The sequence below is a fragment of the uncultured Pedobacter sp. genome, from assembly GCF_913776295.1.
Taxonomy (GTDB): Bacteria; Bacteroidota; Bacteroidia; order Sphingobacteriales; family Sphingobacteriaceae; genus Pedobacter.
This window is the reverse complement of sequence record NZ_CAJYOJ010000017.1, coordinates 16,576-29,549: the sequence shown is the minus strand read 5'-3', so window position 1 is coordinate 29,549 and position 12,974 is coordinate 16,576. Positions and strand designations below refer to the sequence as shown.

10 protein-coding genes are annotated in these 12,974 nt (G+C 39.5%); 2 read left to right on the top strand and 8 right to left on the bottom strand.

Translation table 11 applies throughout. The features are described from left to right. Window positions 1–644: 644 nt before the first annotated feature. The 8 genes from QZ738_RS03810 to miaB form a co-directional block, all read right to left on the bottom strand. Window positions 645–1,655 (bottom strand): inorganic phosphate transporter, encoded by a 1,011-nt coding sequence (locus QZ738_RS03810; protein ID WP_293784805.1) that lies wholly within the window; start codon window positions 1,653–1,655, stop codon window positions 645–647. A 12-nt stretch (window positions 1,656–1,667) separates the two neighbouring features. Next, window positions 1,668–2,309, bottom strand: coding sequence for a DUF47 domain-containing protein (locus tag QZ738_RS03805; protein ID WP_293784802.1), 642 nt, complete (start codon window positions 2,307–2,309; stop codon window positions 1,668–1,670). Between the two features lie 226 nt (window positions 2,310–2,535). Next, window positions 2,536–3,561, bottom strand: coding sequence for an ATP-binding protein (locus QZ738_RS03800; RefSeq protein WP_293784799.1), 1,026 nt, complete (start codon window positions 3,559–3,561; stop codon window positions 2,536–2,538). Between the two features lie 279 nt (window positions 3,562–3,840). Continuing rightward, complete coding sequence (secG, locus tag QZ738_RS03795; RefSeq protein ID WP_293784796.1) at window positions 3,841–4,203, bottom strand: preprotein translocase subunit SecG; 363 nt, start codon at window positions 4,201–4,203, stop codon at window positions 3,841–3,843. A 14-nt stretch (window positions 4,204–4,217) separates the two neighbouring features. Beyond that, window positions 4,218–5,267, bottom strand: a complete 1,050-nt coding sequence (locus QZ738_RS03790; RefSeq protein ID WP_293784794.1) for a hypothetical protein — start codon at window positions 5,265–5,267, stop codon at window positions 4,218–4,220. Window positions 5,268–5,339: 72 nt separating this feature from the next. Beyond that, window positions 5,340–5,855: an LptE family protein gene (locus QZ738_RS03785; protein ID WP_367268559.1), complete on the bottom strand. Its 516-nt coding sequence runs from the start codon at window positions 5,853–5,855 to the stop codon at window positions 5,340–5,342. Between the two features lie 63 nt (window positions 5,856–5,918). Further along, complete coding sequence (locus QZ738_RS03780) at window positions 5,919–7,166, bottom strand: sigma 54-interacting transcriptional regulator (RefSeq protein ID WP_293784792.1); 1,248 nt, start codon at window positions 7,164–7,166, stop codon at window positions 5,919–5,921. Window positions 7,167–7,285: 119 nt separating this feature from the next. Beyond that, complete coding sequence (miaB, locus tag QZ738_RS03775) at window positions 7,286–8,701, bottom strand: tRNA (N6-isopentenyl adenosine(37)-C2)-methylthiotransferase MiaB (protein WP_293784790.1); 1,416 nt, start codon at window positions 8,699–8,701, stop codon at window positions 7,286–7,288. Window positions 8,702–9,268: 567 nt separating this feature from the next. On the opposite strand from miaB, the gene QZ738_RS03770 reads away from it, so the two are divergent. After that, window positions 9,269–11,056, top strand: a complete 1,788-nt coding sequence (locus QZ738_RS03770) for a hypothetical protein (protein ID WP_293784789.1) — start codon at window positions 9,269–9,271, stop codon at window positions 11,054–11,056. Window positions 11,057–11,122: 66 nt separating this feature from the next. Beyond that, complete coding sequence (locus QZ738_RS03765; RefSeq protein ID WP_293784788.1) at window positions 11,123–12,937, top strand: hypothetical protein; 1,815 nt, start codon at window positions 11,123–11,125, stop codon at window positions 12,935–12,937. The last annotated feature ends 37 nt before the right edge of the window (window positions 12,938–12,974 follow it).

The following is a 12,974-nucleotide window of genomic DNA, read 5'->3' as shown; positions in this document are numbered from 1 at the left end:
TGACGTTATTTTGCAATTATTTATTAATGAGCGACTTGCGGAACCTATGCATTTCCGCGTAGCTAGGCCGTAGCACCGTATCTCCGTTTCGCTTAAATCCGGCCTAACAAATTTTTCGGGCTCCACTAACCGAGCCCTATTACTGGCTTTGAAAGAAAAATTTTCAGCCGGCATTTTTTGTTACTTTTTGATGCCAAAAAGTAAGAGCCATTCGGCGGCGGTAAGCCGAGGCAAGACGGGGCTGTATGGCATAAGTAATTAGTTACGTCATCTATATTGATTTTTATAAAATAAATTATCCCTCAGCATGACATTATAGAAGTAATCATTAATTTTACTACAGCTAAAATTTAGAGTGAGGGTTTTCTTTTATTCTATTCTTTTAATATTAAGAATTGTCATGCTGAACGCAGTGAAGCATCTTTCAATGGATAGTATGGTTAAAAGATCCTTCGTTGCACTCAGGATGACATTATAGAAGTAATCATTAATTCTACTACAGCTAAAATAATGGAAACTCTTCTCCCTTCGGCTTTTAGCCTTCCATCTGGTATTCTTTGCGAAAACCCTTGCGCTCTTAGCGGTTAAACAAAAAAGACCAAAGCTAATGCCCTGGTCTCTTATAATATTAAAGGATTTTGTTTTTATTTTAAGTAATAAATCACAGCATAAATAATGGCTGCCAACGTAGCCGAAACCGGAATGGTTAAAATCCAGGCCCAGATTAAGTTGATGGTTACCCCCCAACGTACAGCAGAAACACTTTTTACCACACCTACACCCACAATCGATCCGGTAATGGTATGTGTAGTAGAAACCGGAATACCGAAATGTTCTGTAATACCCAAAGTTACTGCACCAGCACCTTCGGCAGCAACACCTTCCAGTGCGGTTACCTTGGTAATTTTCGATCCCATGGTCTTCACGATTTTCCATCCACCGCTCATGGTCCCTAATGATATGGCCGAGTAACAGGCAATTGGCACCCAGGCAGGCATCGCTTCAAAATCTGGAATTACTTTAGAAGCGATTAAAGCGGTAGCAATAATCCCCATTACCTTTTGTGCATCGTTACCACCGTGGAAAAAACTTAACGCAGCAGAAGATAATAATTGAAGGCGTTTAAACCATTTTTCGGCTGTTGCCGGTTTAGCATAACGACAGATATTGATAATGATCAATGTTAATACCACCGAAATTACCATACCGATAATGGGCGCTAAAACAATAAAGGATACAATTTTAATTACATACTGCATATTTACGGCATCAAGTGGACTTACCCCTGTAAGTAAAGCATGTGTCATTCCTGCACCTGCAAAACCACCAATTAGGGTATGCGATGAACTGGAAGGAATACCATACCACCAGGTTAACAGGTTCCACATAATGGCGGCCAATAACCCAGCAAAGATTACATGTAGTGTTATGTAGTTTTCGATAACAGTTTTAGCAACTGTGTTGGCCACTTTGTGGTCGGTAAAATAAAAGTAGGCAGCAAAATTGAATAATGCAGCCCATAAAACCGCCTGGAAAGGCGTAAGAACTTTTGTAGAAACAATGGTTGCAATCGAGTTGGCGGCATCATGAAAGCCGTTAATATAATCGAAAGCAATAGCCAGAATTACAACAACAACCAATAAGGTAGTTACCATGTTTGTTTTTTATTAAGCGTTTTTAACCAAGATCGTTTCAAGCACATTCGCCACATCCTCACACTTATCTGTTGCTTTTTCGATCGTTTGTAAAACCTCTTTTTGTTTAATTAATTCAATCGCATTGGTTTCGTATTCAAATAAACGCGCTACCGCTAAGGTAAATACGTAATCAGCCTGGTTCTCGCCACTGTTGATGCGGATACAGGCATCAGCAATTACGCGGATGTTTTTAAAGCTGCGCAGTTCTTTAATAGCTTTATCGATATCGGTACACATTTCTACCAAAAGCTCCGCAATTTTAACAATGGGCTCGTTAATAGCAATCATGTTATACATCTGCATACGGTTTGCAGTACCATAAATATAATCGGCAACATCATCTACTGCAGTAGCCAATGCATGAATGTCTTCTCTATCGAATGGCGTAATAAAGTTCCTGCTCAGTTCAAGAAAAATCGAGTGGGTAATATCATCACCTACATGCTCTAAGCGCTCAATCTCTTTAAAAATTGTTTTTCTGGCTTCTGCATCACCCGTACTCACCATTTCTAAAAGGGTTTCCGCAATTTTTAATGCATTGCTACCAGCTTGTTCGAAAAGCGGATGAAACTTTTTGTCCTGAGGGGTAAAGAACTTAAAAATATTGTTCATGTTAATTTTTAATATGTTGCAAAGCTACAAGCCCAATGTTAAGTTAATGTTAATTTATTAATTATATTAACTAATGGCCGCATTGTTTTTCCGATATAGCTAATTGATGTAGCTTTTTAACCAGCTGAACATAAGTGGTTAAACAAAGTTTTAGCACCCTGGCGTGTAATTACCCGAACTTTAAACATATATCATTTGATTACCAGAGTGAAAAGGATGTTAAAAATTACCCTCCTTTTTGTAACGTAAAAGCAAAAGTAGTTCCGATACCTGGTGTACTTCTTACCGAAATAGTTTGTTGGTGCGCTTCTAATATATGTTTTACGATAGCCAGCCCTAAACCGGTACCGCCAACTTCTCTGGCCCGGTGGGTATCAATGCGGTAAAAACGTTCGAAAAGGCGCGACAGGTGTTTTTCTTCTATGCCTATACCATTATCGGTAACTTCAATCAAAACCTGATCGTGCAGCTCGAAAATTTTAATGGCGGTTTCACCTCCATCAATGCCATACTTAATGCTATTGACAATTAAATTAATTAACACCTGTCTGATCTTCTCGCGATCGGCAGAAACAGGGGTGAGCGCAGTATACTTATCTTTAAAAAAAAGTTTAATATTTTTTGCTTTGGCGCGATCTTCGAGATTTTCCATTACCTCTTTAGCCAATTGTACAAAATCAAATTTTTGATAGTTAATTGGCGATTCTCCCGTTTCCAACTTTGAAATAACGTCTAAATCCTTAATCAAATAACTCAATCGTTCTACATTGTTTTCGGCCTTCTTCAGAAACAAAACGGCCTGATCGGGATCATCTACCAGGCAATCCTGCAAGGTTTCGATATAACCCTGAATGGCGAAAAGCGGAGTTTTAAACTCATGCGAAACATTCGAAAGAAATTCTCTCCTAAACTGTTCTTGCTTTTTTAACAAATCAATTTCTTTTTTCTTTGCGCCTGCCCATTCTTTTACCTCCTGTTCTACATCATTAATCGGATCGGAGCTCACATATTCACCAAGTGCATCTTTTAAATCTTTGCCCAATTTAAGGTTATGGATCAGCTTATAGATGAGTTTAATTTTAGTGTAAATATATTTCTCCAGCAAATAATAAAAAACCAAAAAACTGCTGAGAAATGATACGCCGAAAGAGATAGCCAGATAATACCAGCTATGCTGAAAGTAAAAATTAACCATTCCTATAGAAAGACCTACAGCAAGGGCAGTAAATAAAACCAGCACACTTAATTTCATGCGGCAATTTAAAGCTTTTTATGTTAAATATGTGTTAAGTCAACGGTTTAACTTAACATCTATAATTAACAGAATTTGCACATGCATCCTGTACTCTTTAGAAAATGGACGTTCAGTCTTCCATAGCTGCTACAGTCCCGCCATCGTTTATAGTCCTCGCTGCGCTCCGGGCTATCCCACTCTGTCGGGTTTAGCTGGCAAAGGCCTGTGCGATTCAAATCAGCACAAAAAAAGCTTTCCCTTTTGAGGAAAGCTTTGTAAAATATGGATAAGTATTGCCTATTTCTTGGTCGAGTCTGTTTCAACCGGAGTTGAAGTTGCCGGTTTAGTGCTGTTTAAATTGCCACCAATTGGAGATGGTGATGGTGTTTTATTTAAACGCTCTTGAATAGCTGAGTTTCCTACTGCAGCACTACCACCGCTGGTTTTAGCAATTGTGGTAACAGCAAGGGTTAACACCACGATCAGCGTTAACAATACCCACGATCCTTTTTCTAAAACATCGCCGGTACGCTGCACACCAAACATGTTACTGGTGCCACCACCTGTAGCTAAACCGCCACCTTTAGGGTTTTGTACTAAAACAAATAAGCCTAAGGCTACGCACGCAATAATTAATAAAATGATTAAAAAGGTTACCATGGTAATATTATATTTTAAAATTTCTTTTCTATAGATTGGATAAGGTCGGCAAAGTAACGGCTTTTTTCCGGATATTTCAAACTTAATTTTTTATAAGTATCTATGGCTTTGTGATAAAGCATTTGCTCGATATAAATTTTGGCTAAAGTCTCTGAAACCAGGTCGTAATTATCTTCTGCACTTTTCTTGGCCTTATTTTCATTATCGATCTGTTCGGGCTTGGGAGGTTTGATTGTTGGATCTTCTTTCAGGAATTTCTCGATAATTTTGGCACCTTTTGCATCTTTAATCTCCGTGGCGTGATACTCAGCCAAATGATCCGCTACCTCGAAAGGGGTTTGGATGTGAAAAATATGCTCTACATATTGTTGCTGAAACTCAGTACTTTCTTGTTGCGGTTTTTTTTGTGGCTGTAGTTTGTTATGATTGGCATTGGGTTGGGCATAGGGCTGAAAAATCTGCTCATGCGCTTTACGGGTTTTGGCCAACCACCATAAAAAAGTATATGGCAGCTTATCATCGTTATATTGCGAAACAAAATTCCTTTCCGGCTCGTCTGGTACTACCGTTTCAATTTCCGGCGCAGTGCCAACCACATCAGTACTTAACTGCTGCTCGAATGCAAAGAAATCTGTAGCCGCTACACTTTCAATAAAAGAATCATCAACAGCAGGCAAATCCATCAAATGCCTATCTACACCTGGCAGGTTGTTAGGTGTTTCCACACTTACCTCCTGACTGATAGCGGACGTACTCTCATCAGTAAATTCAGCGGTATGTGCCAAAACTTCCGGCTCCTCCTGCGTAACTGCAATGTTAAGATCTACTTCCTCTTCCTGCTTTGCCTCACCAACAGGAACCATATTGAGTACATGGAACAATACGTGCCCCTGGCTATATAATGCGGCTTTTGGAATAAATGAAGCATTGGCTTTAGCTAAAAGCAAATGAATGGGCTGTGCATACGGAAATTGCTTAACCATTTCCTGCAACATGGATGCATGCTCTGGCCTAACCTTTCCAGGTTGCGCAAGTAAATCTACCAGTAGCTTTTTGTTATCCATTATCGGGGTTTGCCGCTAAGTTAAAAAAATGTAAACGGGTTCTGAAAATTTTGTCTTTAGAATGCTGCTTTTTTACCACTGTGCAAATGCACGGTTAAAAATATCTTCCGATAATTGTTTGTTGATATTTTCGATAGCCCCAGGCAACAACGTTTGAATAGGAGCACCGTTAACCGGGAAATCAAAATACTTGGTAAAGCTCTCTTCAAAACTTTCTTTTTCGTGTTCTTTTATATTGTTTTTATATTTTACCGAAACGGTTATGGTTAATCTGTTGGCACCTGCAGTAGGTGTAGCACTATTTTGAAGTGCGACCGGCTTAATATCATAACCCGTTATCCTTCCTTCAAATGAGGCATCTCCCTCGCCTGTCGGAGAGATAATCAATTTGGTTTGGTTACGAATCCGGCTTTTTAACGATTCCGTAATCTGGTTACTTAACGTTGGCACTACTAAGGGTGCGTTATTTTCAAATACGCGAACAACCACTGTTTTTAATCCTGTTGTAGATGCTCCGCTGAATTTATAAGAGCAGGCACTAAAAACCGAAGTAATCAGGATCAACGCAAATATTTTATTTTTCATCATGATCGAAAAGGCTGTCTAACTTTGAGGAGCGTACTTTATAGAGCATTTAATACAAGCGCTCATTTACAGGTTTAATTCTTTAATTTTCCTGTACAATGTCCGTTCTGAAATGCCCAATTCCTGCGCAGCAAACTTACGCTTACCTTTATGCTTTTTTAAAGCTTTTTTAATCAGGTCTGACTCTTTATCCACCAGTGATAGAGATTCTTCTATTTCTTCAGCCTCGTGCGCGAAATAATCAGCATTGTTATTGTTGTTTACGTTATTATTGTTTGGTGCAGGATGCTGAATGGTGAAAGCATGCTCTTGCCCTACAGGCAATTCTACATCGCGGTATAATTGATTGATATACTGCGGATTATCGGCTAAAACCGTAGCGGTATTCCCACCGTGCTGAATAATTTCAGCAACCAGTTTTTTAAGCTCTACCATATCTTTTTTCATATCAAAAAGAACCTTATACAAAATATCTCTTTCTGTAAAATCTTCTTTCGACTGCGCATTGATCGCCATGGGCAAGTTACTCCCGGCTTCGTTCGGGATATAGTTTAAGATGGCCTGACCGCTTACGTTCCGGTCTTTTTCCAATACACAGATTTGCTCGGCAATATTTTTCAACTGACGGACATTACCCGGCCAGCTATAATTGGTTAAGATCTGAATGGCATCCGGCTCGAGGTGTAACGCGGGACTGCGGTATTTATCGCTAAAATCAGCTGCGAATTTTCTGAATAATAAATAAATATCTTCCTTACGCTCTTGCAAAGCGGGTATACGCAATGGCACGGTATTTAATCGATAATATAAATCCTCACGGAATTTCCCATTTTTAACACGATTGTAAACATCCACGTTAGTTGCCGCAATAATGCGAACATCGGTTTTCTGCACTTTAGAAGAACCCACACGTAAGTATTCGCCACTTTCTAAAATACGCAGCAAACGGGCCTGTGTACCTAAAGGAAGCTCAGCAACCTCATCTAAAAAGATGGTACCGCCATTCGCCACCTCAAAATATCCCTTACGGGCTTCGTGTGCACCGGTAAATGATCCTTTTTCATGACCAAAAAGTTCAGAATCTATCGTTCCTTCGGGGATAGCCCCACAGTTTACCGCTATGAAGGTACCATGCTTACGGGCACTCATTTGATGGATAATCTGCGAGAACACCTCTTTACCGCTACCACTTTCGCCGGTGATTAACACCGACATATCTGTCGGTGCTACCTGGCTTGCAATATCTATGGCACGGTTTAATAAAGGCGAGTTGCCAATAATACCGAAACGTTGTTTAATATTTTGTGTATCCATTCTTCAATTTTCAGTTGGCTGTTCTCAGTTGGCAATTTTAAATTCCACAACTCAAGATCATCTAAGTTTTATATCGGGTTTAAGACCTTGTGCCTTAAACCTTCCACCCTTCACCTTTTTTAAACTATTCTACCAATTAACGTAGCAGATGTACATTTCTCGATATATACATTTGCATACTGACCTGGCTTAACGCCTTCAATAGCCGGAAAAATGGCCATTGCCCCGCTGTCACCTCTTCCGCAATAATCAAGGTCAGATTTTTTCGAAGTACCTTCAATCAAAACCCGAACGGTTTTCCCCACCCATTCTTGCAAACGCAATAATGAATGTGCCTGTTGTTTGGCTAAAATTTCAGCCAAACGGCGTTTTTTCACTTCTTCCGGAATATCATCTTCCAGTTTACGGGCCGCTAAAGTCCCTGGCCGTTCAGAGTAGGTAAAATTATAGGCAAAATCATATTGCACATAGTCCATCATACTCAGGGTTTCCTGGTGTTCCTCTTCCGTTTCTGTACAAAAACCGGCAATGATATCGGTAGAAATTGCACAACCCGGAATAATGTTGCGGATGGCATCAATACGATTGATATACCATTCGCGGGTGTAAGTCCTGTTCATGAGTTCCAATATGCGGGTATTTCCCGATTGAACAGGCAGGTGGATATAATTACAGATATTATCGTATTTGGCAATGGTATATAAAACCTCATCGGTAATATCTTTTGGATGTGAAGTAGAAAAACGTACCCTTAAATCCGGGCTAACCAACGCCGTTTGTTCCAAAAGTTGCGCAAAATTAACCGTTTCTGTCCCATCCTCCGACGTCCAGGTGTATGAATCTACGTTCTGCCCTAAAAGGGTAACCTCGCGGTAGCCAGCCTCAAATAAAGCCTTTGCTTCTTCTACAATGGAATGCGCATCACGGCTACGTTCCCGCCCACGCGTAAAGGGCACCACACAGAAAGAACACATATTATTACAACCACGCGTAATGGATATAAAAGCGGTTATTCCGTTGCTGTTTAACCTAACCGGACTGATATCGGCATAAGTTTCTTCGCGCGACAATAAAACGTTAACAGCTTTATGTCCGCTTTCTACCTGCTCAATTAAGTTAGGCAGATCGCGGTAAGCATCTGGCCCAACCACCACATCAACTAAACGTTCTTCCTCCAAAAATTTAGACTTCAAACGTTCGGCCATGCAACCTAAAACCCCCACAATCAATTTTGGATTACGGCGTTTTTCGACACCGAACTGAGACAGCCGGTTTCTGACTCTCGTTTCTGCATTTTCGCGGATAGAACAGGTATTAATAAAGATTACATCTGCCTGGTGATAATCCCCTGTAGTTTCAAATCCAGTTTCCGATAAAATAGAGGCCACGATTTCACTGTCGGCAAAATTCATGGCACAACCATAACTTTCGATATAAAGTTTACGGGCATCAGCTTTAACCGGTGTATCTAAAATCAAAGCTTCACCTTGCCTGGCTTCATCGTGCGTTTTATCCTGTATTTGTAAATCAATCATTATTTAAAAACATTTTGGGGATTGCAAAAATACATAAATAAAATTAAAAGTGACAATTTGACATATTTAGTTTAAATGTTTACAGTATGATTATGATAAATGTGATTAGCATATGGTTTCCTTGGCATGGTGACGATTTATTATCTTTTTGGAGCCGGGGCTGGTCGGGATTTGTAATCCCGACCTATTGTACTTTGGATTTTTAATCCAATATTAAAAGATTGAAAATCATTGATTCAGAAGACGGGATTGCAAATCCCGACTAACGGATTACCGCTGTTCTGCTCCTATGACGGGTTTTCCATACCACTGTCCCAACCTAGCTAGCCCTTGGCGAAGCGGTACCCTGCAGGCCGGGAGGTACGACGGCCAAAGCGTACAAGCGAAGCAAAGGAACAAACGCTGTTACTTACCCTGTCCCTGCGCTCCTGAAAATAATCTTAACAATAAACCATTCAAAAGCAGCCCTTTTTTATTTTCGCTTTGATCTTTCTGCTTTAGTCTTTTAGCTTGACACTTAAAAACCTTTCACCCTCCCATCTGTTACGTAGGGATAAGCCACGATAAATGATAGCGCAGCATAAAAGTAAAATTTGGGCCTGGATAGGAAGCATATTCGGCATATTGATTTTGATCGTTGCATTCGGCGCCATGTTTTTAAGCGCCCGATGGAAACCGATATTGACTGAAAAAATTAAAGCCAGTGTTTATAATGGTTCTCACCACTTATATCAGATAGATTTTAAAAGCATTAACTTAAACGTGATTACAGGCAGCATGGCGCTGCGTGATGTTACACTAATACCAGATCAGTCGGTTTTTGACAGCCTGAAGAAAAAACAGCTTGCCCCTGCCCATATTTTCGAACTCAGATTAAAGAAATTACAGATTACCCGTGTTGGCATATTAACCGCCTATTTTAAAAAGCGGATCGACGTAAACGAAATCCTTTTGCAGAAGCCATCGATCAATGTCTTTTTTAATAAAGTAACCCCAAAAACCGATAGCATAAAAGATGAAAAATCACTTTACGAACAGCTTTCCAAAAACTTTAAATCTATACATGTAAAAAGCATTAAAATTGTAGATGCCGATTTCGATTACATCAACAAAACTGCTTTTAAAAAGACAAAAAATTCAATCAAACACCTGGATATTAATATCAATGATTTTTTATTGGATTCGCTCTCAGGAAATGATACCACACGGTTTTACTATACCAAAGATGTATCATTCCAGATTGCCGGTTATAAAGCGGTAACAAAAGATAAAATGTACAGCATGAAAGTGGATACCGTTAAAGGCTCCACTTCATCAAAAAAGATAAGGGTTAAGGGTTTCAAACTTACCCCATTATACAATGAGCTCACTTTTGCAAGAAAATACAAAGTTCAGAAAGACAGATACAATTTAAGCTTTGATCAGGTAGAATTTAATGGCGTAGACTTCATCGGACTAAATACCGACCAAAAATTGTATGCAAAAACAATGAAAATTGGCCCTGCAAATGTTGAAGTGTTTATGAGCCGCGAATCGCCACCGCCGCCAGGTTTGGATAAAGGCCGGAACTATCCACATATGGCGCTGAAAAGATTAAATATGCCAATATTGATTGATACCGTAAAGCTAAAAAGCATTACTGTTAAATATGCTGAATTTAACCCCGCGAGTAAAAAAACAGGCGCGGTTACTTTTAAAGCATTAAACGGAAATATTTTAAATGTAACCAATGATAGTTTGCAATTAAGCAAAAAGAGCCATGCGCTGGCAGATTTAAATACACTTCTGATGGGCACTGGAAAGCTGAATGTTAATATTGATTTTAATTTGACTGATCACAATGGCTCTTTTAGCTATAGTGGCAGTTTGGGTAAATTTGATATGAAAAATTTAAATCCGTTATCAAAAGCGCTGGGTTTGGTAGAAATAGAAAGTGGTAATATACAGCATGTTGATTTTAAGGCCACAGGAAATCTAAGATCGGCGACAGGCACGATGAATATGTTGTATACGAACCTGAAAGTTAAGCTTCTATCAGATAATATTGATGGCGAGGGCACTAAAGAGAAAGGTTTTTTATCGTTCCTGGCCAATACCATTTTGGTTAAAGACGAAAATCCGCAAAAAGGCGAAGCGCCAAGAACAGCCAGGATGACGAATACCAGGATCAATTCTGCCTCCTTTTTTAACCTGATGTGGAAAACCGTTTTTGTAGGCATCAAGGATATTGTAGGTGTGGGCATCGTACCCGAAAAGAACCCTGTAAAACAACAAAAAGTAATAGCTAAAAAAATAAGGGAACAAAAAAGGGCAGACAGAAAAGCTGCACGAAAAGCCCGCAGAGAAAAAAATTAATCTTCTGTTTTTCAAATATATGTTTATACCGTATATTGCTGATAAAACACCATCTCTCATTTTTTAATGCCTGATACCAAAAGATACCGTTATAAAGTTTTTAAATGGATTTCGTGTATAACACTCGGTATCTTTGTCGTACTTGCAGGCATCGCCTGGTTTTTAAACATCAAGTCGCGCCCTATTTTAACGGATAGAATTAAAACACTGCTCTATAAATCAACAGATAGCTTATATACCATCAGCTTTACCCAGGTATCTACCAACGTTTTTACGGGTAACGCTACTTTACAGAACGTAAAAATAATGCCTGATACTAATCGTTTCAGGGAGCTTATTGCCTTAAAAAGGGCACCAAACAATCTTTACAGTGTTCATTTAAAAAAACTGGTGGTAAAACGCTTTCATCCGTTAACGCTCTACCGCGAAAAAAAACTGCAGTTAGAGGAAATTATATTTGATAAACCCAAGGTAACGATGGTTAATCAGCAATTTGCTTTTAATGAGGGTCGCGCCCCCAGGCCCATCAAATCGCCTTATGAGATCATTTCCAAAAACCTGAAAGAATTTAGCATTAAAACGATCCGTTTTAAAGATGTAAGCTTTACGTATCTGAATAAAAACAGACCCCATTCCGTACCTTTTGATATTGATGACCTCAACATTACGCTAACGGATTTACTGGTTGATTCTACCTCGGCTGATGACCCCAGCCGATTTTACCTGTTGAAAGATATTGTGATCAACTTAAATAATTATGTATACCGCACACCGGATAAAATGTACGATATAAAACTTGATCAGCTTGATTTCAGGGCAACCACCGGGAAACTAAGGGTGAATAGCTTTGCATTGGTTCCGTTGTACGATGAAATGAAATTCGGCAAGGTTGCCGGTTATGCCAGGGAACGTTTTGATATTGGCATGCGTGATATTATGCTCAACGGCATAGACCTGCCGCTTTATATCAGCAAACAGGAACTCTGGGCAAAGGAAATGGCCATTGCTAACGGTTTTATATCTGTTTTTAACCGAGATGGACTTCCGTCAAAGCCACAGGAAAATAAGATCGGTAAATTTCCGCATCAACTTTTGCAGCTTGTTCATGCGCCTATTCTGGTCCAGAAAATCCAGCTGAAAGATGTAAACATCAATTATTCCGTTTTCAATAGTGAAAGTAATCAAAGAGGGCGCATCAGTTTTGAAAATACCTCTGGAATTATAAAAAATGCCACTAACCTTGATAACATTAAGGCCATAAACCCAATGATGGAAGTTAATCTTAATACCTATTTGTTCGGCCAGGGGAAGCTTGATGTTAATTTCATGTTTAACCTTACTGCTAAGGATGGTGCATTTTCTTACCACGGCGTTTTACACAATTTTAATGCACGGATTTTAAACCAGATTACCAAACCCCTCGGCCTGGTGCGCATTAACCGCGGCAGTGTAGATAAATTGAAATTCGATTTTAAAGCAAACGATTTGGGCACAAAAGGAACGGTAGCATTTTCTTATTATGATCTTTCTGTTGCCCTGATGAAAAACGATCCTGAAAAGGATCATCTGGTTACGCGGGGTTTCCTTTCTTTCTTAGCCAATGCCCTGATTATTAAATCTGAAAACCCGGGTGCAGACGGCAAGCTGGTACCTGTAACCGTAAATTACAGCCGGCCATCCAATACTTCGTTCTTTAACATGATCTGGAAGGGGCTCTTTACTGGGATAAAATACAGTATAGGCATTACCGAAGAAAAGCAAAATGAGGTACGTGAACATATTGCAAATTTTAAGGCTATGCGCGCCAATCATTTAAAAAGGAAACAAAAGCGGTTGGAACGCCGGATAAAACGCGAACGGGCGCAACATGAGAAGCGATAACATGTTGTAACCTTTTCTTATCTTTATGATCTAAACC